The sequence below is a fragment of the Vreelandella sp. GE22 genome, from assembly GCF_968212445.1.
This window is the reverse complement of sequence record NZ_OZ309110.1, coordinates 606,777-628,345: the sequence shown is the minus strand read 5'-3', so window position 1 is coordinate 628,345 and position 21,569 is coordinate 606,777. Positions and strand designations below refer to the sequence as shown.

The following is a 21,569-nucleotide window of genomic DNA, read 5'->3' as shown; positions in this document are numbered from 1 at the left end:
CTACGCCTTGAGACCATACCGCCATGCATTATCAAAACGCTCTTGCCGAAGAGATCCGCGAAAGCGCCGCCCGCCTGCTGGCGGAGGACGTGGGCGCGGGGGACATCACTGCGCAGCTGATTCCCGAGCACCAGTGGGCGACCGCCCGCGTCAGTGCACACCAAAACGCGGTGCTTTGCGGCGTGGCCTGGGTCGACGAGATTTTTCGCCGTCTGGACAGCCGCGTTACGCTGCGCTGGGAAGCAGCGGATGGCGACACCATTACGCCCGAGCACCATTTTCTGGAACTGGAGGGCCCGGCGGCCAGTCTGTTAACCGGCGAGCGCGCCGCGCTAAACATTCTACAAACGTTGAGTGCGACGGCCACGACGACCCGTGCCTACGTTGACCTTCTAAAGGGCACCTCGACCCGGCTACTCGATACCCGCAAGACGCTGCCGGGAATGCGCATCGCCCAGAAGTACGCGGTGACCTGCGGCGGCGGGCACAATCATCGCTTGGGCCTTTGGGATGCTTTCCTGATCAAGGAGAGCCACATTACGGCCTGCGGCGGCATCCAGGCCGCCGTGTCCCAGGCGCGCAAGCTTGCAAGCGATGTGCTCGTCGAGGTCGAGGTCGCCACTTTTGAGGCGCTCGACCAGGCACTGGCCGCCGGCGCCGATATCGTCATGCTGAATAACTTCGAGATTGAGGATCTCTACGTGGCGGTGGAGATCAACGGCGGCCGGGCGGTATTGGAGGCCTCGAGCAACGTGGATGCCACCACGCTAAGAGCCATCGCCGAGACCGGGGTCGACACGATTTCGAGCGGCGCGCTGACCCAGGATATCGCCTCGATCGACCTTTCCATGCGCATCACCCAAACCTTTAGCATTTAGCTCTCAAGCGTAAGGCGTTAGGTCTCGACGGCCTTGAGCGCCTTGCTCATGTGGTAGCGCTTGAGCCACTCGCCGCTGCGCTCCACCCACTGCTCGCCGTGGTTTTCAAAGCCGCGGCGCTCGAGGCGCTCATAAAGCACCAGGCTCGCCTCGATCTCGACCCGCGTAATGCCCTGCTCGAGCAGCAGGCGCTCGGCGTGGATCAGCAGGGTACTGCCGATCCCGCGCCCGGTAAGCGAGGGCCAAACGTAGAGGGTGACAATCCGCGCGTTTTGGCTGTCGAGCTCCAAAAAGCCCACGCAGCGCCCGTCGCATACCGCCACCAGGGTCGTATAAAAGGCGTGGCGGGCCGCCCAGGCGCTGGCCTCGCGGGGCAGCGCGTTGGCCCAAGCTTCGCGCTCACTCGTCGCGTAGTGGCTCGCCGCCCCCTGCATCACCGCGTGATAAAACACCTCCGCTTGATCCGAGGCGTCGCGCCCCAGGGCCTGGCGGTAGGTAATGCGCGCGGCCGGCTCTCGTGTTGTCGTCATGCACCACCTCTACGCAGGGTTCGGGGGTTAAAACATAAGGCCCCTCGGATTTTCCAGTCGCTCGGCCCAGGCGCCTTGCTGCTTTATACTGGGGCACCTATCTCAGCACAAGGCCACGCGATGCACAACGCCCCGCCCTTTTCACTCGCGCCCGTTGGACTGATAGCGAGCGACTACCCGGACAAGTTCGGCATACCGCGCCAGCCAGGGCTTGCCCCGGCGGCCAGGGCGACCCTCGAACTGCAGGCGCCCTATAACGACCCACTGGCGGTGCGAGGGCTCGAAACCTTTAGCCATTTGTGGCTGAGTTTCATCTTTCACCAAAGCCCCACACGCTGGACACCGCTGGTACGCCCGCCAAGGCTTGGCGGCAATCAAAAGGTCGGGGTGTTCGCCAGCCGCAGCACCCATCGCCCCAACCGGCTAGGGCTTTCGCTGGTCAAACTGGTGGGCATCGAGCTCAAAAACGGCGTGCGCCTGCAACTGGAAGGGTGCGATCTTGTCAGCGGTACACCGGTCGTGGATATCAAGCCTTACCTGCCCTGGGCGGAATCGGTGCCCGAGGCACAAGCGGGCTTCGCACCGCAAGCGCCTACGCTCAAGGCGGTCGAATTCAGCGCCAAAGCGCTGACCTTTTTGGGAAACCGTCCGGACCGAGCGTCGCTTTATGCGCTGATCGAGCAGGTACTCAGCCAGGACCCGCGCCCCGCCTATCACACCAGCGGCGAGCGCGTGTACGGCCTGCGCCTGCGCGATGTGGAAGTAAAATTTTGCGCCGCCCAAAACAACGCCACCACCCTGGAGGTGGTGGCTATCGAACCCGGCAGCGCCTAGTGCTTAAGATTAGTACTTAATCCCAGTACTCAAGATTAGCGCTTAGCCCGGAAAGGTAATGCCCAGGCGGCGGCCGACTTCTTCGTAGGCCTCGATCACGCCCCCGAGCCCTTGGCGGAAGCGGTCCTTGTCCATCTTCTCGCGGGTGCTGGCGTCCCACAAACGGCAGCCATCCGGGGAGAACTCGTCGCCGAGTACGATCTCACCCTTGAACACGCCGAACTCGAGCTTGTAGTCCACCAGCAGCATGCCGCCCTCATGAAAGAGCTGCTTGAGCACCTGGTTGACCTTGTAGGTCAGCTTCTTCATTTGTAAAAGCTGCTCGGAGGTGGCCCAGCCGAAGGTCTCCGCTAATGATTCGTTGATCATCGGGTCGCCTTTCTCGTCGTTTTTCAAGAAAAGCTCGAAGGTGGGCGGCGTCAGCGCCTGCCCTTCCTCGATGCCCAGACGCTTGACCAGACCGCCGGCGGCGACGTTACGGATCACACACTCGACCGGAATCATCTCCATTTTCTTGACCAGGCTCTCGGTATCACAGAGCTGCTTTTCGAAATGGGTAGGAATCCCGGCCTCTTCCAAACGCTCCATGATGAAGGCGTTGAAGACGTTGTTGACCATCCCCTTGCGCGCCAGCGACTCCATCTTTTTGCCATCAAAAGCGCTGGTGTCGTCGCGAAACTTAAGGACCAGCAGGTCCGGGTCGTCGGTGGTGTAGACCGACTTGGCTTTGCCAGCGTAGAGTTCGTCACGCTTTTCCATGGGGGCTCCGAATAATGTAGTTAAACGTTAGCGCAAGTAGCCGGTAACGCGCTCGAGAAGCTCGCGCTGATCACTGGCACTGAATTCGCGATCGCTTGCATTGATGGCGCGAAGTACGCTTTCGTTGCCCTGGGGCTCGAGCACCAAGCGAATGTTCTGGGTCATACGGCGAACGTCGTTACTAAAGACAACCTGAATCGGGTTGCGGCCCTCTTCCGAGGCGGTCATGTAGTTGACCAGAAATTCGTAGTTCTCCGGCGACTTTTCGACCAGCTCACGGCGATTCTCGACGGTGAAATCCTGGGTCATGTAGTGGTCGAGCTCGGCCCATACGCGCTCGGCATCTTGCGGAATGACCGCTTCCCACTCGCCGTCTTGCTGGCGAATTTGCAAGCTGCGCTCGTTGGAAAGGCGCTGCGCGTTCCAGGAGGAGGCGCTGGCCGTGGCGCTGCGCGCGCCCAGATACTCTTCCAGGGCGTCGAGGCAGCTGCTTGCCGCTTGGCCGTTTTGCTCGCAGCGCACTTCGCTACTGCCCGCGCGCAGCGCGCTTTGCAGTTCAAGCCTGGCCTGGGAGGTGACGATCACGCCCTGATTGGCATCGCTTTGTTGGATACCCAGCCCACGGCTTTGCGCGAAGGCTTCAAGCTGAGGCCACACGGCGCCGGTATCGGCGGCGACGACCAGCCAAGCGCGGCTGCCTACCTGGCGGCGCTCGACGTATTCGGGCTCCAGGCCACTGCCGATCGAAAGCGACGGCGGCGGAGCAACGTCGGCGGCGCTTTCGACCCGGCTGCCCTGAAGCGATGCCTGGGGGACCGGCATGGCATCGTTGTAGCGCTGGGCGTTACGGCTTTCCGGCAGCACCAGCGGCGAAGCCGGGGTGACGTCGGCGTAGTCCAGATTGCGATCGTCATAGAAGCCATCGCGTGCGCAGCCAGAAAGCGCCACCCCCATAACCAGTGCCAGCGGCATACATTTCAGCGCGGGTCTTTTAAGCACAGAGCTCATCAAGCCACCTTAAGTCAACAGTTCACTCGCCCGGCGTGGCCGGGCATTGGGGTCGGACGCCGTTACTCTTCGACGACGCCAGCCAACTGCAGCGCTTCACTAACAGTGGCGTGGTATTTTTCCGAAAGCCAAGTCAAGGGCAGCCGAATGCCCGCGTCCATGTAGCCCATGCGGTTGAGCGACCACTTGACGGGGATCGGATTGGACTCGATCCCGAGATTCGTGTGAAGCGGCATCAAACGCGTATTGATCTGGTGCGCTTTCTCACTATCACCGGCAACCGCCGCGCTGCACAGCTCGTGCATGGCGCTGGGGACGACGTTGGCGGTCACCGAGATATCGCCGTGCCCCCCCATCAGCATGAAGTCACAGGCGGTTGCATCGTCACCAGAGTAGAGCATGAAACCGCTGCCTTTGAGCCGTGCAATTAGATCTTCCGCGCGCTCAAGGTTCCCGGTGGCGTCCTTCAAACCGATGATATTGTCCACTTCGGCCAAACGCACCACGGTTTCGTTGTAAAGATCCGAGCAGGTGCGCCCCGGCACGTTGTACATGATGACCGGCAGTTTGCTGCCCTCGGCCACCGCTTTGAAGTGCTGGTACAGGCCCTCCTGGGTGGGCTTGTTGTAGTACGGGCAGACCGACAGGCAGTAGTCCGCGCCTACCTCGCTTGCGTAACGGGCAAGCTCTACCGCCTCAGAAGTCGCGTTGGCGCCAGTACCGGCGATGACCGGAATGCGCCCGTTCACTTCCTCCACCACGCTTCGAATCACATCGAAATGCTCGGCAAAAGACATCGTGGTGGGCTCGCCGGTCGTGCCCGCGGCGACGATGGCGTCGGTGCCGTTCTCGAGATGGAAGTTCACCAGACGACGTAACGCCTCCCAGTCGATATCGCCATTGACTTTCATTGGCGTCGCCAGGGCGACTATGCTGCCTGTGATCATCCGCTTATTCCTCACCTGGTAAGTGTAAATACGTCATATTAAAACGATCGGCCCGCTCGAAGCGTTCTAAAACGCCCTCGTCTTGCCGCCGACAGGCACATTCAAGAGGCAAATGGTACTCAGCGCACTCGAACCTGTACAGCGTAAAGCGCGCCAAGTTTTCACCTGGCCGGGCAAGAGACGCTCCCGCCGACTTTGACACAGAGAGCCCAGTTGCGTGTAATCGAGCAACACCCCCCAGTAACAGGAGCTTTTCAATGGCCGTGGAAGTAGGCAAACCCGTTCCCGATTTCAGCGCCCCGGCGACCAGTGACACCACCGTAACGCTCTCGGATTACAAGGGCCAGCAGGTGGTCGTTTACTTCTACCCCAAGGCGAGCACCCCCGGCTGCACCACCGAAGGGGGCGATTTCCGTGACCACAAGGAGGCGTTCGCAGCGGCCAATACGGTGGTGATCGGCGTCTCCCGAGACGGCATTCGCGCCCAGGAGAACTTCAAGGCCAAGCAGGCGTTCAACTTCGAGCTGATCTCCGACAAGGACGAAACGGTGTGTTCGATTTTCGACGTCGTCAAGCTAAAAAAGATGTACGGCAAGGAGCACCTGGGGATCGAGCGCAGCACCTTCTTGATCGATAAAGACGGCGTACTGGCCAAGGAGTGGCGTGGTGTCAAGGTACCCGGCCACGTCGAAGAGGTGCTGGCCGAGGCCCAAGCCCTCGACCCGCAAAGCGCTTAACCCAAAGCGCCCGCCAGAGGCTCTGGCGGGCGCTTACTGTGGCGTTTTAGAGCGGCTTCTGGACTGGCTTATAGTCTGCTTTCGTCCGTCACCATGATGCCAGGCTCCTCGAGCGCTTGCCGGGTATTGACGCGCCTGGGCCAGGCGTAGACCAGCGCTTTTAAAAGCGTGGCCAGGGGGATCGCGAAGAAGATGCCCCAAAAGCCCCAGATACCGCCAAAGAACAGCACGGCGACGATGATCGACACCGGGTGGATGTTGTTGGTCTCCGAGAACAGAATCGGCGAAAGCACGTTGCCATCCAGCGCCTGAATGATGGCGTAGGCGAGCAGCACGTAGGCGAACTGCTCGCCGATACCGAACTGAAAGCCCGCCACTGCGGCTACCGGCAGCGTGACCACGGCGGCGCCGATAAACGGCACCAGCACCGAAAAGCCGACCAGCACCGATAAAAGCGCGGTATAAGGCAGGCCAAACAGCGTGAAGGTGAAAAACGCCACCGTGCCCACGATGATAATCTCGATGGATTTACCGCGGATATAGTTGGCGATCTGGACATCCATTTCCCGCCAGATGCGCGTCAAGAGCGTACGCTTTTGCGGCAATAAAGAAAGAATGAAGCCCACCAGCTTGTCGCGATCCTTGAGCATGAAAAGCACCAGAATCGGCACCAGCACCAGGTAGATGATGATCGACATCACGTTACCCAATGAGGCCAGCGACAGCGTCAGCGCGCGCTGGCCAAGCTGGCTGATCTCGCGGCTGGCCACGCCCACCCAGCTCTGCATCTGGTCCGGGGTGATCAGGTTGGGGTAGCGAGCCTGAAGATCGTCGAGCCACGCTTGGCTGCTGGCGAACATGCGCGGCGACTCCTGCACGAGCCCCACCAACTGATTCCAGATCAACGGCATCAAAATGAAGGCCAGGGTCAGCAGCACGCCGATAAACGCCAAAAAGACGATGATGACGGCCAACAGGTGCGGCACGCCGCGGCGGGTGAAAACGTTCACCACGCCCTGCAGCAGAAAGGCCAGCACCAGCGCGGTGAAAAACGGCGCCAGCATACGGCCAAACCAGATAATGGCGGCAAACCCGGCGATCAGCACTAACAGAAGCACCAGGGCTTCTTCGTCCGAGAAGTAGCGTTCCACCCAGCTTTTCAGGATGTTGCGCATGGTCATATAGGCGAACTCTCTGCTTTGCGTATCCAAAAATGGTACTTATCGTCGCGCTGCTCGCGCTTGATAAGCCGGTGAGCGCTCTGCTCGGTGAACGAGGTGATATCCCGCCATGACCCCTGGTCGCTTGCGACGATTTCCAGAAGCTGACCGCTTTCGAGCGCCGCCAGCCCCTGCTTGGCTTTCAAAAGCGGCAGCGGGCAGGCCAGACCACAGGCGTCCACGAACGCGTCCGGCGCGGGTGCTTCGGGCGTGTTTTGATCCAACTCGTCATCACTGGCCATGGCGCCTCCCTTAAAATGCCTGGGCAAAGCTGGCATTGTGGCATAAACCTGGTTATCACTAAGCTTCGATTGCGTTTGATTTAACGGCACTTCCCCGCTCGAATCAATGTCACATCCACGTCCCCGCTTCCCCGAGCAGGTCTTACTAGAAGAGGATGCCATGCCGCACGTTCGTTTTCTGCCACGCTGGGCCCTGGCGTTTACGCTGGTACTGGCAAGCGTTCTTTTGCCCTCGCAAGGTCGAGCCTTCGACAACAGCCAACTGCCAAGTCTTGGCGGCGCCGCGCCCTCGGTCAGCCAGGAAGAGTTTCGCCTTGGCCGCGCCTGGCTCAGGCAGTTTCGCGCCCAGGCGCCGCAGTGGCAGGATCCGATCGTCAACGACTATCTGGAGAGTCTAGTGGCCCGGCTCACGCCTTACAGCCAACTGGGCGCTTTGAACACCACGACGGTGATGGTGGATCACCGCGCGCTCAACGCCTTTGCGGTACCCGGTGGCGTGGTGGGGATCAATTCGGGGCTATTTGCCTTTGCCGACGATGAAGGCGCTTTCGTCTCGGTACTCGCCCACGAGCTTGGCCACCTGTCTCAGCGCCACTACGCCCGCGGCTCCGAACGCGCGGGGCAAACCCAGCTACCCGCCATGGCGGGCATGCTGGCCGGCATTCTGATCGCCGCTAGCGGCGGCGGCGATGCGGGTATCGCCGCGGCCATGGGCTCCCAGGCCGCGGTGATCCAGGACCAGCTCTCCTACTCGCGGCGCTTCGAGCAAGAGGCGGACCGAATCGGCCTACAGGCCATGGCCGACGCCGGTTATGAGCCGCAAGCGATGGTGCGCATGTTCGCCTCCATGCAGCGCATGGCGCGCCTGCAGGGCGGCACGCCGCCGGAGTTTTTGCTGACCCACCCGGTATCGGACAGCCGCTTGAGCGACGCCCAGGCCCGGGTGGCCCAGCTCACCGTGGCCGACAGCTACCAAAGCGACACCCTCTACGACATGATGCGCGCCCGGGCGCTTTTGAGCATTTACGCCAATACCCCAAGCCAAGCGACCACGCGCCTTGAACAAGGCGGTGTCGAGGAGCCCGCGCAGCGCTACCTGGCGGCGTTGATCGACGCCCGGCGCGGCCAGGTGGACACCGCCCTGCAGCGCCTCGACCAGCTCGCCGCCGAGTATCCAGACTACGCCATGATCCCCGCTTCCGCCGCCGAGGTGGCCTTACAGGCCAACCGTATCGACGAAGCGATCACGCGCAGCGAGCGCTGGCTGCGCTTTATGCCCAACTACCTGCCCACCCAGTTGATGCTTGCCGAGGCGCAGCTTCAGCGCGACCCCCAGGCGGCGTTTTCGCTGCTTAGGCGCGTGACCGAGCGCTATCCGGAAAATCCGCAGGGCTTTAACCTTTTGAGCACCGCCGCCGGGCGTAGCGGCCATAATGGCTGGGGGCACTTGGCCCAGGCCGAGTATCTTCAACTGACCGGCCGGGTGGACCGCGGCATTCAGCAACTCGCGATTGCCAAAAACGTGGCCCAGCAGGAAAACGAGCCTTCCCTGGTGGCGTTGATCGACCAGCGTCGGGAAGCCTTCCTGGAGTACCGAGAGGCGCTCTCATCGTTTAACTGACCCACTGCCAGCCCGGCGAACGGGTACACAACAAAACGCCCCTGGCAGATAACTGCCAGGGGCGCTGAATTTGGTGGGTCGTGCAGGATTCGAACCTGCGACCAATTGATTAAAAGTCAACTGCTCTACCAACTGAGCTAACGACCCAAACTGCCAAGGGCACGATGTGCGCTATAGGGCAAGGCGTTCGATACTTCTATTGAGACTTTTAAAAGTACTGATACTTTCAAAAGGGCCAGCGCAGAATAGATGCCTTTGCGCCGGTGGTGGGTCGTGCAGGATTCGAACCTGCGACCAATTGATTAAAAGTCAACTGCTCTACCAACTGAGCTAACGACCCCCTCGAACGGATGCATATAGTACGGATACCCCAACGCTTTCGCAAGTACTTTTTATACTTTACCGATCATTAATCGCCACTTGCACTCTATTGTTCCAATATGACTGTCCCAATAGGAGTCAACAAGGATGAGCCTGCCTTAGCCACGCTTGGGTTTGGGCTTGCGCATCGCCTGCACCGGGCGGCGCTTGTGCTTGTCGCGGCTCCAGCGGTTTTTCTCGTCCGGGGTGAGCTCGGGCACCTTGCGCGCTTCGAGCTGGGCGAGCGTTGCCAAATCGTCGATTTCGTCCTGGTTGAGTTCGATCCACTCGCCGGCCTTGGCGCGCTTGTCCAAAAAGATATTGCCGTAGCGCACGCGCTTCAAACGGCTCACGGTCAGGCTCTGGGACTCCCAAAGACGACGCACCTCGCGGTTGCGGCCTTCCATGATCACCACGTGAAACCAGGTATTGATGCCTTCGCCGCCGAACTCCTGCACGTCGGTAAAGCGCGCCGGGCCGTCTTCGAGCATCACGCCGTCGACCATTGCCTTGATGTTCTCTTGCTTGACCTCGCCCATCACGCGCACCGCGTACTCGCGCTCGACCTGGGTCGAGGGGTGCATCAAGCGGTTGGCAAGCTCGCCGTCGGTGGTGAACAGCAAAAGTCCGCTGGTGTTGATATCCAGTCGGCCAATCGCGATCCAGCGCTCGCCCTTGAGCCGCGGCAGGCGCTCGAAGACCGTACGCCGACCTTCCGGGTCCTTGCGCGTGCAAAGCTCGCCTTCGGGCTTGTTGTACATCAAAACGCGCCGGGGCACTTCGGCTTCGGGGCGCAGCGAGACCGGGCGGTCGTCGAGGCTGACCTTATCGCGCTCTTCGACCCGGTCGCCAAGTTTGGCAACGTGGCCGTTGACCTTGACGCGGCCGTCACTGATGACGTTTTCCATTTCCCGGCGCGAGCCAAAGCCTGCGCGGGCCAGCACTTTTTGCAGCTTTTCGCTGCCGGGGGGTGGGGTTTGGTTATTCTGGCTCATGGTCGTCGGACCTCTTCTTCTCTGTCGTCGTGGGCTCGTCACGCTTTTTGGCCGCACGCGCCGCTAGCCGTGCCTCTAAATCGGCGAAGCTAAGCGGCGGGGTTAACGCCGTCTCGGCGTGGTGTGGGGTGAGAGCGCTCGTATCCTGAGCGCTCTCACCCGTACTGGGTGGCGCATCCTGCACGGTTTCCGGCGCCTCGTCCAGAGACTCGGACGTTTTTTCTGGCGCGGGCTTTTCGCTCCCCGGTGCGCTCGAATCCAGCGGTGCGTTTTCCTGCTCGGCCGGGGCGCTGGCGTCATCGCCGATGGCAAGCTCTTCCTGCTGGGCCTCCTCCTGCCGGGCTTCTTCCTGATGGACCAGGGCGTGCATCGGCGGCAGCGCGTCCAGGGTCTTCAGACCGAAGTCGTCGAGAAAGCTGCGGGTGGTGGCGTAGACCGCCGGGCGGCCCGGCACGTCGCGGTGGCCGACCACGCGAATCCAGCCGCGCTCCATCAGCGTGCGCATGATCGAGCTCGACACGCTCACCCCGCGCACCTCTTCGATATCGCCGCGGGTGACCGGCTGGCGGTAGGCGATCAGCGCCAGCGTCTCTAAAAGCGCTCGGGAGTAACGCTGGGGGCGTTCATCCCAAAGCCTGGACACCCACCGGGAAAGCCGCGGGCGAATGCGCAGCTGAAAGCCCGAGGCGGTTTCGACCAGCTCCAGGGCGCCTGCTTCGTGGCGCTCACCCAGGCGGCCGAGCGCCTCGCGTAGCGCCCGGGGGCCGGGGCTTTCACCTTCCATAAAGAGCGTTTCGAGGCGCTCGACGGACAGCGGCTCGCCGGCCGCCAAAAGCCCCGCTTCGATGATTTCGTCGAGGGTGGTGGTGGTCACGATGGATCCTCTTCAAAAGCGTCCTGGGCGTCATCGCCTGGCTCGAAGGCGGTATTTTCCTGCGCGTCGGTCAGCGCCGCCTGGCGGGCGCGAACGTGAATGGGCGAAAGTGGCGCGTTCTGCACGATATCGATCATGGCCTCCTTGGCAAGCTCCAGAATCGCCATGAAGGTGACCACCACGCCGCCGCGCCCCTCCTCCAGAGTGAACAACGCCTCGAAAGGCGTATAGCGCCCTTGAGCGGCGTCCTCTCCCAGAATTTCCATGATTTTCAGCATGCGCTCGCGGGTGGATAGCACCTCGCGGCCGATCTGGTGACTCTGGGTCAGCTCCGCGCGTTTCAGAATATGAGTGAGCGCGCCCAACAGCTCGTCGAGCTCGACGTCCGGGTGGATGACCCGGGTTTCGATCGGCGGCAGCCCCGCCTGCACGCTGAACCAGTCGCGGCCCACCCGGGGCAGGGTATCGAGGGTTTCGGCGGCCTCCTTGAGCCGCTCGTACTCCTGAAGGCGGCGGATCAGCTCGGCACGCGGGTCCTCTTCTTCCTCGCCCTCCTCCTTGGGCGGGCGCGGCAGCAGCGTACGCGATTTGATCTCGGCAAGCATCGCGGCCATCAACAGATACTCTCCGGCAAGCTCGATCTGCATCGCCTTCATCAGCTCCACGTACTCGATGTACTGGTGGGTAATGGTCGCCACGTTGACGGTCAGAATATCCAGATTCTGGCGGCGGATAAGATAGAGCAGCAGATCAAGCGGCCCCTCGAAGGCCTCGAGAAACACCTTGAGCGCCTCGGGGGGAATATAGAGATCCTCGGGCATCTGGGTAATCGGCTCGTCGAAGAGCCGACCAAGCGCCTCGACCATGGGCTCGTCGACCAAGGGCTCGTCGACACTCGACTGCTCGGCGTAATGCTCGTCGCTGGGCTCTTGCGTTTCGCTCACGCGGGGGGACCTGCCAGGTTAATGAACGGTTGGCTGGGCGGTCTTATCAACCGCTTTCTAAACGCCTGCACGGATAGTCGTATGGACGGTTGCATAGAGAGATTCATGGACATGCGCACAGTGTAACAGCGCGTGGGCTAAGGGGCATCGCCACCGGCGTCGGCGGCCTTGCGAAAGCGCCCCTGGTAGTCGAACAGCTTTTCACGAATCTGCCAGTGGCGGCCCACCTTGCGCCCCACCACGAAATCCGGGCGACGCAGCCGTTGGGCATCAACCGCGACCTCCTCGGCGGTGGCAGGCTTCCACTCGATGCCCGGAGCGCGCAAATGCTCGCGCAGAAAGCGCTGGTAAAAAGCGTGGCGCTGACCGGCGGTTTCGAGTGCGAACCACTCGCTCAGACTCAAACCGTCCTCATCAAAGTAGGTGGCCTTCAAACGCGGCAGCCCCCGGCCGTTGGTGGTCGCCTCGACCTGCATGCCGCTCACTCTTAACACCTTGGCATCCTTGAGCTTCAGCGCATCCTTGAGCTTGTCGTCGGCGTCGACCAGCAGCGTCTGGCAGCCGTTGCAGCGCCTGGCGGCAATGTCGTTCTCGGCGCCGCACTGCTCGCACACCTTGAAGCGAAAGCGAAAATCGCACTGTTGGCGTCGGCCCTGGTCGTCCTCGACCAACCCCTGGCAGCGTCGCCCGAAGTGCTCGATGACCAGCTCGCCGTCGCGCTTGCCCCAAAAGAGATTGGCGTGCTCGCAGGCCGGGCAAATCACCTGCACCGGCTCGCTGTCGCTATCGGGTCTGGGCTCGCCGACCTCCGGGGCGTACAGGTTCCAGGGGTTGCCGGCATAGTCGAGCACCAGGCAATCCTCCTTGCCCGGTGAAAGGCGAAGCCCCCGCCCGACGATCTGCTGATAAAGACTCACCGACTCGGTAGGCCGCAAAATCGCGATCACATCGACGTGCGGCGCGTCGAAACCGGTAGTCAGCACCGAGACATTGACCAGGTACTTGAGCGCGCGCGCCTTGAACGCCGCGATCAGCCGCTCCCGCTCCTGGGCCGGGGTATCGCCGGTGATCAGCGCGGCTTGTCCTTCGGGCAGATACCCCGTTACCTCCTCGGCGTGGGCGACGGTAGCGGCGAAGATCATCACGCCCTGGCGCGTCTCGGCGCGCTCGACGATCTGCTCGACGATGCCCGGCGTAGCGCGGCTCGCCGCCACCACTTCGTTGAGTGCGCGCTCGGGGAACTGGCCGCCCTGGGCTGGCACCAAACGCGAGAAGTCGTAGCCCTGAACAGCCATGTCGAGGCGTTCGGGCGGAGTCAGGTAGCCCTTTTTGACCATTAGGCGAAGCGGCTGCTCGAACACGCAGTCGGTGAAAAAGCACGCCTCACTGCCGCGCACCATGCCATGGTAGTGGCGGTGGTAGATAAACCCCTGACCCAGCCGATAGGGCGTGGCGGTCAAGCCTAGAATCTTGAGGTTTGGGTTCTGGCGCTGAAGATGGTCGATCACCTTGCGGTAGCTTGAATCCTTCTCGAGCGAGACCCGATGGCACTCATCGATCACCAGCAGCGTGAAGTTTTCATCAACGAAGGATTCGAGGTTGCGCACCACCGACTGCACCGAGCCAAACACCACCTGGCGGCTCGCCTCCTTGCGCGAAAGCCCCGCGCTGAAGATATCCGCTTCGAGCCCGTAGGCCTGGTACTTGGCGTAATTTTGTTCGACCAGCTCGCGCACGTGGGCGAGCACCAGCACCCGCCCCCGGGCAAGCCTTGCAAGTTCGGCAATCACCAGGGACTTACCACTGCCGGTGGGCAGCACCACCACGCCTGGAGCGCTTGTCCCGCGAAAATGTTCGATGACCCGCTCTACCGCCTGGCGCTGATAACCACGCAGTGTAGGAAGGGTCGATGCCGGGTTTTCAACCAATTAGTTAGCCTGCTATTGAACTTTTTGCCAAGATGTGAATCACACCATCAGGGAGACAGGGATAACATTTTTTAATTTCTTGCGGATGTAAGACGTCATGAAGGAGTATGCCATGTCTACCAACCACTTTAGCGCCGATTGCCCCTCCTGCGGTAGCCGGCTAAAGCGTTTACCCGCCACCCGCCGCAACACGGTCCACGTTTACTGTATGGACTGTGGTCACGACTTTGGTCGCTACGAAGCGATGGTCGAGCGCTATCAAAAGAGCCTGAGCCATCTCGAAGACGAGCTAGACATTGCAGGTGTTACCCGGCGCCAACACGCCCCATCCCAGCCCCTTGAATAGATGAGAGCAACAGGTTGACCGCTATTATGAACCGTCACGCCAAAGCGGTGACAGGAACGCATCCTGTCACCGCTTTTTTTACGCCTGAAACACCTTAACGCTCATTGATCAACGAGGGTCTAGCCAAGCCAGGTGCGCGCGTTGCGAAACAGGCGTAGCCAGGCGCCGTCCTCGGTCCACTCGCTGGGCCGCCAGGAGTTGGTGACCGCGCGGGTCACTCGTTCCGGGTGCGGCATCATGATCGTTACCCGGCCATCCGGCGTGGTGAGGCCGGTAATACCCGACGGCGAGCCGTTGGGGTTGGCCGGATAGCGCGTAGTGGCCTGGCCGTAGTGGTCGATATAGCGCAGCGCGATCTGGCTCGACGACTGCATCTGGCGCAGGTGGGCGCTATCACGAAATTCCGCACGGCCTTCACCGTGGGCCACGGCGATGGGCAGTGTCGAGCCTTCCATACCTTTGAGTAGAATCGAGGGGCTTTTCTCGACACGCACCATGGAGACCCGCGCCTCGAACTGCTCGGATTCGTTGCGCGCGAAGGACGGCCAGCTCTCGGCCCCCGGAATCAGCGGTTTGAGCTGCGAAAGCATCTGACAGCCGTTGCACACGCCAAGGGTAAAGGTGTCGTCGCGGCCAAAGAAACCGGCGAACTGCTCCCGGGCGCGTTCGTTGAAGAGGATCGACTTCGCCCAGCCGCCGCCGGCACCGAGCACGTCACCAAACGAGAAGCCACCGCAGGCGACCAGACCCTTGAACTCGTCCAACGACACGCGGCCTTCGAGGATATCGCTCATGTGGACGTCGACGGCCTCAAACTTCGCCTTGTCGAACGCCCAGGCCATCTCGACCTGGCCGTTGACGCCCTGCTCGCGCAGCACCGCGACCGCGGGCCTGGCGGTGTTGACGAAAGGGGCACTGATGTCTTCGTTCACATCGAAGCTGGGCGCGGCGCTGAGACCAGGATCGCGCACGTCCATCAGGCTGTCGAACTCGTTCTTGGCGCACTCAGGGTTATCGCGCAGCGCCTGCATGCGGTAGCTGGTTTCCGACCAAGTGCGCTGGGTCAATTGCCGCGTGGTTTCCAGAAGCGGCTCTTCGAACAGCGTGACCCGCACCTGGTCGTCGTAGCGCGGCCTTGCGATCACACCGCAGGTTTCGATACCCGCTACGGCGAACTGGGTGAGCACTTCTTCGGTGTGCTGGCGGTTGACCTGAATCACCGCGCCCAGCTCCTCGGAAAACAGCGCGTTGAGCGCCTCTACCGGCTCGTCGACCATCCAATCGAGCTTGATCTCGAGCCCCGCGTGGGCGGCAAACGCCATCTCGAGCAGCGTGACGAGCAAACCACCGTCGCTTCTGTCGTGGTAGGCCAGCAGCTTGCCATCGCGATTGAGCCCCTGGATCACTTCAAAGAAGGCCTTGATGTCTTCCGGGTCGTCGACATCCGGGCAAGTGTCGCCCAGTTGGCCATACACTTGGGCCAGCGCCGAGCCGCCCAGGCGGTTCTGGCCGCCGCCCAGGTCGATCAGGATCAGATCCGACTCGTCCTGCTCCATGTTGATCTGCGGGGTCAGGGTCGCCAGCGCATCGGTGACCGGCGCGAAGCCCGTGACGACTAGCGAAAGCGGCGAGGTAATGCTCTTCTCCTCCGCTTCACCGCGGGCATTCTCGCCCTGCCAGGCGGTGTGCATGGACATCGAGTCCTTACCCACCGGCACGGCGATACCCAGCGCTGGGCAAAGCTCCATGCCGACCGCGTATACGGCATCGAACAGCGCCTGGTTTTCGCCGGGACGGTCCGCCGCACTCATCCAGTTGGCGGAGAGCTTGATGTCCGAGAGTTTGCCGATGGGGGCAGCGGCCAGATTGGTGATCGACTCCGCCACCGCCAAACGGGCGCTGGCCGCCGCGTCGATCAGCGCCACCGGCGGGCGCTCGCCCATCGCCATGGCCTCACCGGCGTGGGTGTCAAAGCTTGCGGTGGTCACGGCGACATCCGCCACCGGCACCTGCCAGGGGCCGACCATCTGGTCACGGGCGACCTGGCCTGTGATCGAGCGATCGCCAATGGTGATCAGAAAGCTTTTCGAAGCCACCGCGGGCAGGCGCAGCACCCGGTCCAGCGCTTCGCGCAGGTCCAGGTTGTCGAGCATCACCCCGGAGAGCTCCGGGGTCTGCCGGGTGAATTCGCGCTGCATTTTCGGCGCCTTGCCGAACAACACGCTCATGGGCAGATCGACGGGCTTGCTCTCGAAGTGGCCGTCGCGCACTTCCAGGTGGTGCTCTTCCAGCGCCTCGCCGACCACCGCATAAGGGCAGCGCTCGCGCTTACAGAACGCCTCGAAGGTATCGAGGTCTTCCGGCGCCACGGCCAGCACGTAGCGCTCCTGGGCTTCGTTGCACCAGATTTCCAGCGGGCTCATGCCCGGCTCCGCGTTGGGTACGGCGCGCAGGTCGAAAAGCCCGCCGCGGTTACCATCCTTGACCAGTTCCGGCAGGGCGTTGGAGAGCCCGCCGGCGCCGACATCGTGAATGAAGCGGATCGGGTTTTTATCCCCCATCGCCCAGCAGCGGTCGATCACTTCCTGAACGCGGCGCTCCATTTCCGGGTTTTCGCGCTGTACCGAGGCGAAATCAAGATCCGCGCTCGAGGTACCGGAGGTCACGCTCGACGCCGCCCCGCCGCCCAAACCGATCAACATGGAGGGCCCGCCCATGACGATCAGCTTGCCCCCGATGGGAATATCGCCTTTTTGAACGTGCTGAGCGCGAATGTTGCCGAAACCACCGGCGATCATGATCGGCTTGTGGAAACCGCGGCGCTTGATGGTGTCACCGCTGAGCGTGTCCTGCTCGTAGGTGCGAAAGTAGCCGGTCAAATTCGGACGGCCAAACTCGTTGTTGAACGCCGCCCCGCCGATCGGCCCGTCGAGCATGATCGAAAGCGCCGACTGCATGCGCTCGGGCTTGCCGTAATCGAAGGCCTCCCAGGGCTGGACGAATTCGGGAATACGCAGGTTGGACACGGTAAAACCGGCAAGCCCCGCCTTGGGTTTACCGCCGATGCCGGTGGCGCCCTCGTCGCGAATCTCGCCGCCGGAGCCGGTGGCCGCCCCTGGAAACGGCGCGATGGCCGTCGGGTGGTTATGGGTCTCCACCTTCATCAGAATGTGGATCGGCTCCTGATGGGCACCGTATTGAGCGCGCTCGCCCGCCGCCCCGGTCAAGGGCGTGGGGAAAAAGCGCCCGGCCTGGCTACCCTTGATCACCGCGGCGTTGTCGCTGTAAGCCGAGAGCACGTTGTCCGGCGAAGTAGCGAAGGTGTTCTTGATCATCTTGAAAAGCGACTGAGGCTGCTCTTCGCCGTCGATCAGCCAGTCGGCGTTGAAGATCTTGTGGCGGCAGTGCTCGGAGTTCGCCTGGGCGAACATCATCAGCTCGACGTCGCTTGGGTTGCGGTTGAGCTCACCGAAGGCATCGACCAGGTAGTCGATCTCGTCGTCGGTCAGCGCCAGGCCAAGTTCCTGATTGGCCACCGCCAGTGCCTCGCGCCCGCCGCCGAGGATGTCCACTGCGCCGAGCGGAGCCGGGTCCAGCCGCGTGAAGAGCTTTTGGGCCTCACTGGCCTCCCACAGCACGGTTTCGGTCATCCGGTCGTGAAGCGCCTCGGCGATCAACGCTTTGCTCTGCTCGTCGAGTCCCTCGCCCCCCACGTGATACTCGATACCCCGCTCGATACGACGCACGCTGGATAGCCCGCAGCTATGCGCGATATCCGTTGCCTTGGTGGACCAGGGAGACTGGGTACCCAGCCGCGGGACGACCCATAGTCGAAGCGCGTTTTGGACCTCCTCGCCGGCGCTGAAGCTTCCGTAGTCCAGAAGACTGGCCAGACGCGTTTGTGCAAAATCCGTCAACGGCTCGGCGCAATCGGCAAAGTGGACGTAGTGGGCGGCCAGGGCCGTTACCTCGGGAACGCGTTCACGCAGCGCTTTTAAAAGCCGGTCATGACGGAAGGCAGAAAGGGCGGGCGCGCCTCGCAGTTCGAGCATATCTGGGGGCCTCTAAAGCTAAGAGAGTTCGAGCGGGAAATCACCAAGCCGCAGTGCGACAATCCCGCCATGATACTGGAAAGCGGCTTTGATACGAAATCGACAAGGTGACAGTGACTACCAGGCTGGGTATGGTGACTGCCTGTTTTACATCGACCACGCCCCATGCCGACACTCTATTGCCGACACTTTCTCACCTACTATCGCCTCTACTGGGCACTGCTCAGTATTGTATGGCTGGTAATGGTGCCCGTGACCGCCGGCAAAACGCCCCAGGAACACCTAAACCGCGTGCTAGAAAAGGATTTCATCACCGCGCATACCCGCACCACGCCGACCACCTACTACGAGGGCCGCCAGGGGCCCACCGGCTTCGAGTACGAGCTGGTGCACGCCTTTGCCGAGCACCTGGGCGTAAGCCTCAACCTTGACGCCCGCCACGCACCGGAAGAGGTGCTCGACGCCGTACGCGAGCGTGGCGACATCGGCACCTCGGCGCTGCCGCTCTCGCCATCGACCCCCGGCGTTCACTACACCCGGGCGATCATCGACATGCAGCCGCTGGTGGTCTACCGCCGCGGGCTGTACGCGATCAACACGCCCCAAGACCTGGTCGGGCTCGAAGTGGGTACGCTCAGAGCCACCGGCACCGAACGGACCCTGCAGGTGCTCGAAGACTCGGTGCCAGGCCTTGAATGGCAGGTGATGGACGAGAGCGAAATTGCCGAGCTGCTGGCAAGCGTCGAGTCCGGGAAACTCGACGCCGCGGTGATTTTCGACCATCAGTTTCGCGTCAACCGGCTGTTCTTTCCCAACGTCGAGCGCGGTTTCGCCATTGGCGAGCCGCTGTCCCTCGCCTGGGCGCTGCCCGCGGGCCAAGGGCTTGGCCTGCTCGACGCCGCCAACCGCTTTTTGGACGAGCAGCGCGAAAACGGCGTGCTGGATCGCTTGATCGATCGTTACTTCGGCCACGACGACTACCTCGAGTACGTCGGCACGCGCACGTTTCTGGGCCACCTGGACGAGCGTTTGCCCGAGTTCGCGCCGCTGTTCAAGCAAGCCGCCGAAACCACCGGTTTCGACTGGAAACTGCTGGCCGCAGTGGGCTACCAGGAGTCTCACTGGGACGCGGAGGCGGTCTCGCCCACCGGCGTGCGGGGCGTGATGATGCTGACCCACCCGACCGCCAGCGACATGGGCGTGCAAAACCGCCGCGATCCGGCGCAGAGTATCGACGGCGGGGCACGCTATTTGAGAAGCCTGGAAGAGCGCCTGCCCGACGACATCACCGGCGAAGACCGCCTTTACATGGCAATGGCCGCCTACAACGTGGGGCTTGGCCACTTGTACGACGCCCGCGACATTACCCGCCGACGCGGCGACGACCCGGACCTTTGGGCAGACGTGCGCAAGTCACTGCCGCTTTTGCAGCAGCGCCGATGGCACAGCCAGACCCGCTACGGGTACGCTCGGGGCGGCGAGCCGGTGATCTACGTGCGCAACATCCGGCGTTACTACGAAATGCTGAGCTACGTCGAGCGCAGCCGTCAGCAATTTTTCCGGCTGGACCAGACAGGCCTTGCCAGCACCGGCGCGCTGCCTTGACCATACCCCCCTCCCCGTCATCAGCCCGGAGAAGAGCATGATGCGACCCTTTTTGAATGTCACCGCCGGCCGCTGGGCCTTTGCCGCCGCGCTATGGATAGGCAGCACCCTGGCGCCCGCCGCCGCGTTTGAACAGGGCGAACCGGTCACCCCAGTACGCGTGGCGGACCGCGGCGAGCTGGTATTGTCAGATGGCGCCCTCAGGTACCAGGCCTGGGACAGCGCCGAGCTTTCCGGCCACGTGGGCGTGGTGCTTCACGTCGCGGGGCGGCTCTCGGCCAAGGATCTGAACACGCCGATCATCGAGGCGATCGAAGCCGCCGATTTTCCCAATGAGCGCTTTCAGACCACCACGATCATCAACACCGACGACGCGGTATTCGGCAGCGCCATGTTCGTACGCCGTAGCGTCGAAAGCAGCAAACGCGATGTCCCCACCGTTCAGTTCGTGGTGGACGAGTCGAGCGCGGTACAAAACGCCTGGAACCTGGAGCGCGGCGGCTCGGCAGTCGTGGTACACGACGATGCCGGGCGCGTACGCTTTGCCAAGGACGGCCCGCTGACGCTTTACGAAGTCAACCACGTCATGGAGCTTCTCCACGCCATGCTCGAGTAAAGCGGCATTGACTTTCCCGCCTCGCCCCTTGATGTTAAAACTCTTTTTACAATCGCAGTGGCGCTGGAAAGCCCCTTTGACCGGCGAACAGCGCGGGCTTCGCCTTTCACGCCCGCCACTGCCATGAACAATGAAATACCAGGGACCGCTTCCATGAACGCCGACGCCGACCAACTGTTACGCCATGAAGACGAGATCCAGGCGCTGCGCGAGTCGCTGGAGAAGCGCCTGGATCACTGGCTGCCCGAAGGCCCCGGCCAAGACCTGGTCGCCAACGCCATGCGCGAGGCCACGCTTACGCCGGGCAAACGGGTGCGTCCGCTGCTGTTACTTCTGACCGCGAAGGATCTGGGGGTGCAGACCGAGCTCGACGGCCTGCTGGATCTCGCCTGCGCGGTGGAGATGGTTCACGCCGCCTCACTGATCCTCGATGACATTCCCTGTATGGACAACGCCAACCTGCGCCGCGGAAGGCCCACCATTCACCGCCAGTTCGGCGAAAGCGTGGCCATTTTGGCCGCCGTGGCGCTTTTGAGCCGCGCCTACGCCATGGTGGCCGAAGCCCCGGGGCTTGGCGGCGAGCGCCGCGCCGCCGCGGTGGCGGCCCTGGCCCGCGCCGTGGGTCTGCAAGGCCTGGTGCAGGGCCAGTTTCTCGATTTGAGCGAAGGGGACAAGGCGCGGGATGTCGATTCGATCCTGACCGCCAACGAGCTCAAAACCGGCATGTTGTTCAACGCGACGCTGTCGCTTGCCACGCTAGCCGCGGATGCCGACGAAAGCGCGACCCACACCCTCGAGCTTTTCGCCCAGGAGCTCGGCCAGGCCTTTCAACTGATCGACGACCTGGCCGATGGGCTGAGCGGCACCGGCAAGGACACCCACCAGGACGCCGGCAAATCGACCCTGGTGGCAACGCTTGGCGAACGCGCGGTACGCGAGCGCCTGGACGACCACCTGACCCGCGCCGATACACATCTTCGCAGAGCCTGCCCAGCGGGCAGTCGCACCCGGCAGTTCGTCCACGCCTGGTTCACCCAGCAGCTCGCCGTACTCGGCTAGCGCGAGAGGGGGCA

19 protein-coding genes and 2 tRNA genes are annotated in these 21,569 nt (G+C 62.4%); 8 read left to right on the top strand and 13 right to left on the bottom strand.

Annotation, left to right across the window (positions count from 1 at the left end):
- Positions 1-23: 23 nt before the first annotated feature.
- The gene (gene nadC / locus ACWHRL_RS03055) at positions 24-878 is read left to right on the top strand and encodes a carboxylating nicotinate-nucleotide diphosphorylase (RefSeq protein ID WP_447895177.1); all 855 of its coding nucleotides are present in this window, start codon (positions 24-26) and stop codon (positions 876-878) included.
- Between the two features lie 17 nt (positions 879-895).
- On the opposite strand, the gene ACWHRL_RS03050 is transcribed toward nadC, so the two are convergent.
- Complete coding sequence (locus ACWHRL_RS03050) at positions 896-1,408, bottom strand: N-acetyltransferase family protein (RefSeq protein ID WP_447527810.1); 513 nt, start codon at positions 1,406-1,408, stop codon at positions 896-898.
- A gap of 120 nt (positions 1,409-1,528) precedes the next feature.
- On the opposite strand from ACWHRL_RS03050, the gene tsaA reads away from it, so the two are divergent.
- On the top strand, positions 1,529-2,242 hold the full coding sequence (gene tsaA / locus ACWHRL_RS03045) for a tRNA (N6-threonylcarbamoyladenosine(37)-N6)-methyltransferase TrmO (RefSeq protein ID WP_447895175.1): 714 nt from the start codon (positions 1,529-1,531) through the stop codon (positions 2,240-2,242).
- 42 nt (positions 2,243-2,284) lie between these two features.
- Here the strand turns inward: tsaA and purC are convergent, their stop codons facing one another.
- The 3 genes from purC to dapA all read right to left on the bottom strand — a co-directional run bounded on the left by purC (position 2,285) and on the right by dapA (position 4,956).
- Positions 2,285-3,001, bottom strand: a complete 717-nt coding sequence (gene purC / locus ACWHRL_RS03040) for a phosphoribosylaminoimidazolesuccinocarboxamide synthase (RefSeq protein ID WP_447895174.1) — start codon at positions 2,999-3,001, stop codon at positions 2,285-2,287.
- A gap of 27 nt (positions 3,002-3,028) precedes the next feature.
- Positions 3,029-4,009 carry a lipoprotein, NlpB gene (locus ACWHRL_RS03035; RefSeq protein WP_447895173.1) on the bottom strand — a complete coding sequence of 327 codons (981 nt, stop codon included), beginning with the start codon at positions 4,007-4,009 and terminating at the stop codon, positions 3,029-3,031.
- 62 nt (positions 4,010-4,071) lie between these two features.
- Positions 4,072-4,956, bottom strand: a complete 885-nt coding sequence (dapA, locus tag ACWHRL_RS03030; RefSeq protein ID WP_447527806.1) for a 4-hydroxy-tetrahydrodipicolinate synthase — start codon at positions 4,954-4,956, stop codon at positions 4,072-4,074.
- A gap of 257 nt (positions 4,957-5,213) precedes the next feature.
- Between dapA and ACWHRL_RS03025 the strand changes: the two genes are divergently transcribed.
- Positions 5,214-5,693 (top strand): peroxiredoxin, encoded by a 480-nt coding sequence (locus ACWHRL_RS03025; protein WP_447527805.1) that lies wholly within the window; start codon positions 5,214-5,216, stop codon positions 5,691-5,693.
- 68 nt (positions 5,694-5,761) lie between these two features.
- Here ACWHRL_RS03025 and ACWHRL_RS03020 read toward each other — a convergent pair whose 3' ends face one another.
- A complete protein-coding gene (locus ACWHRL_RS03020; RefSeq protein WP_447527804.1) occupies positions 5,762-6,874 on the bottom strand; it encodes an AI-2E family transporter in 1,113 nt (370 codons plus the stop codon).
- Positions 6,871-7,155, bottom strand: coding sequence for a sulfurtransferase TusA family protein (locus tag ACWHRL_RS03015; protein ID WP_447527803.1), 285 nt, complete (start codon positions 7,153-7,155; stop codon positions 6,871-6,873). The genes ACWHRL_RS03020 and ACWHRL_RS03015 overlap by 4 nt, the downstream gene beginning before the upstream one ends.
- Before the next feature lie 160 nt (positions 7,156-7,315).
- Here ACWHRL_RS03015 and ACWHRL_RS03010 point away from each other — a divergent pair, with 160 nt between their 5' ends.
- On the top strand, positions 7,316-8,776 hold the full coding sequence (locus ACWHRL_RS03010; RefSeq protein ID WP_447895171.1) for a M48 family metalloprotease: 1,461 nt from the start codon (positions 7,316-7,318) through the stop codon (positions 8,774-8,776).
- A 71-nt stretch (positions 8,777-8,847) separates the two neighbouring features.
- Here the strand turns inward: ACWHRL_RS03010 and ACWHRL_RS03005 are convergent.
- From ACWHRL_RS03005 to ACWHRL_RS02980, 6 genes are all read right to left on the bottom strand, one after another.
- Positions 8,848-8,923 (bottom strand) — tRNA-Lys (locus tag ACWHRL_RS03005).
- A gap of 117 nt (positions 8,924-9,040) precedes the next feature.
- Positions 9,041-9,116: transfer RNA gene (locus ACWHRL_RS03000), tRNA-Lys, on the bottom strand.
- A 139-nt stretch (positions 9,117-9,255) separates the two neighbouring features.
- Entirely contained in the window at positions 9,256-10,131 is an 876-nt protein-coding gene (gene rluB, locus ACWHRL_RS02995) for a 23S rRNA pseudouridine(2605) synthase RluB (RefSeq protein WP_447527801.1), read from the bottom strand.
- Complete coding sequence (scpB, locus tag ACWHRL_RS02990) at positions 10,118-11,005, bottom strand: SMC-Scp complex subunit ScpB (RefSeq protein ID WP_447527800.1); 888 nt, start codon at positions 11,003-11,005, stop codon at positions 10,118-10,120. The genes rluB and scpB overlap by 14 nt, the downstream gene beginning before the upstream one ends.
- Positions 11,002-11,949: a segregation and condensation protein A gene (locus tag ACWHRL_RS02985; protein ID WP_447895169.1), complete on the bottom strand. Its 948-nt coding sequence runs from the start codon at positions 11,947-11,949 to the stop codon at positions 11,002-11,004. Before ACWHRL_RS02985 ends, scpB begins: the two co-directional genes overlap by 4 nt.
- Before the next feature lie 137 nt (positions 11,950-12,086).
- Positions 12,087-13,877 carry a DEAD/DEAH box helicase gene (locus ACWHRL_RS02980; protein WP_447895168.1) on the bottom strand — a complete coding sequence of 597 codons (1,791 nt, stop codon included), beginning with the start codon at positions 13,875-13,877 and terminating at the stop codon, positions 12,087-12,089.
- Positions 13,878-13,989: 112 nt separating this feature from the next.
- Between ACWHRL_RS02980 and ACWHRL_RS02975 the strand changes: the two genes are divergently transcribed.
- Positions 13,990-14,223 carry a hypothetical protein gene (locus ACWHRL_RS02975; RefSeq protein WP_447895167.1) on the top strand — a complete coding sequence of 78 codons (234 nt, stop codon included), beginning with the start codon at positions 13,990-13,992 and terminating at the stop codon, positions 14,221-14,223.
- 119 nt (positions 14,224-14,342) lie between these two features.
- Here ACWHRL_RS02975 and purL read toward each other — a convergent pair whose 3' ends face one another.
- Positions 14,343-18,275 carry a phosphoribosylformylglycinamidine synthase gene (purL, locus tag ACWHRL_RS02970; RefSeq protein ID WP_447895166.1) on the bottom strand — a complete coding sequence of 1,311 codons (3,933 nt, stop codon included), beginning with the start codon at positions 18,273-18,275 and terminating at the stop codon, positions 14,343-14,345.
- A gap of 165 nt (positions 18,276-18,440) precedes the next feature.
- Between purL and mltF the strand changes: the two genes are divergently transcribed.
- The 3 genes from mltF (at position 18,441) to ACWHRL_RS02955 (ending at position 21,555) form a co-directional block, all read left to right on the top strand.
- Positions 18,441-19,880: a membrane-bound lytic murein transglycosylase MltF gene (mltF, locus tag ACWHRL_RS02965; RefSeq protein WP_447527795.1), complete on the top strand. Its 1,440-nt coding sequence runs from the start codon at positions 18,441-18,443 to the stop codon at positions 19,878-19,880.
- Between the two features lie 37 nt (positions 19,881-19,917).
- Positions 19,918-20,496, top strand: a complete 579-nt coding sequence (locus tag ACWHRL_RS02960) for a YtfJ family protein (RefSeq protein WP_447527794.1) — start codon at positions 19,918-19,920, stop codon at positions 20,494-20,496.
- A 153-nt stretch (positions 20,497-20,649) separates the two neighbouring features.
- Positions 20,650-21,555 carry a polyprenyl synthetase family protein gene (locus tag ACWHRL_RS02955; RefSeq protein WP_447895165.1) on the top strand — a complete coding sequence of 302 codons (906 nt, stop codon included), beginning with the start codon at positions 20,650-20,652 and terminating at the stop codon, positions 21,553-21,555.
- Positions 21,556-21,569: the final 14 nt, after the last annotated feature.

Coding starts and splice junctions, on each gene's coding strand:
- nadC (WP_447895177.1), top strand. CDS start 24: ATGCATTATCAAAACGCTCTTGCCGAAGAGATCCGCGAAAGCGCCGCC.
- ACWHRL_RS03050 (WP_447527810.1), bottom strand. CDS start 1,408: ATGACGACAACACGAGAGCCGGCCGCGCGCATTACCTACCGCCAGGCC.
- tsaA (WP_447895175.1), top strand. CDS start 1,529: ATGCACAACGCCCCGCCCTTTTCACTCGCGCCCGTTGGACTGATAGCG.
- purC (WP_447895174.1), bottom strand. CDS start 3,001: ATGGAAAAGCGTGACGAACTCTACGCTGGCAAAGCCAAGTCGGTCTAC.
- ACWHRL_RS03035 (WP_447895173.1), bottom strand. CDS start 4,009: ATGAGCTCTGTGCTTAAAAGACCCGCGCTGAAATGTATGCCGCTGGCA.
- dapA (WP_447527806.1), bottom strand. CDS start 4,956: ATGATCACAGGCAGCATAGTCGCCCTGGCGACGCCAATGAAAGTCAAT.
- ACWHRL_RS03025 (WP_447527805.1), top strand. CDS start 5,214: ATGGCCGTGGAAGTAGGCAAACCCGTTCCCGATTTCAGCGCCCCGGCG.
- ACWHRL_RS03020 (WP_447527804.1), bottom strand. CDS start 6,874: ATGACCATGCGCAACATCCTGAAAAGCTGGGTGGAACGCTACTTCTCG.
- ACWHRL_RS03015 (WP_447527803.1), bottom strand. CDS start 7,155: ATGGCCAGTGATGACGAGTTGGATCAAAACACGCCCGAAGCACCCGCG.
- ACWHRL_RS03010 (WP_447895171.1), top strand. CDS start 7,316: ATGCCGCACGTTCGTTTTCTGCCACGCTGGGCCCTGGCGTTTACGCTG.
- rluB (WP_447527801.1), bottom strand. CDS start 10,131: ATGAGCCAGAATAACCAAACCCCACCCCCCGGCAGCGAAAAGCTGCAA.
- ACWHRL_RS02975 (WP_447895167.1), top strand. CDS start 13,990: ATGTCTACCAACCACTTTAGCGCCGATTGCCCCTCCTGCGGTAGCCGG.
- purL (WP_447895166.1), bottom strand. CDS start 18,275: ATGCTCGAACTGCGAGGCGCGCCCGCCCTTTCTGCCTTCCGTCATGAC.
- mltF (WP_447527795.1), top strand. CDS start 18,441: ATGCCGACACTCTATTGCCGACACTTTCTCACCTACTATCGCCTCTAC.
- ACWHRL_RS02960 (WP_447527794.1), top strand. CDS start 19,918: ATGATGCGACCCTTTTTGAATGTCACCGCCGGCCGCTGGGCCTTTGCC.
- ACWHRL_RS02955 (WP_447895165.1), top strand. CDS start 20,650: ATGAACGCCGACGCCGACCAACTGTTACGCCATGAAGACGAGATCCAG.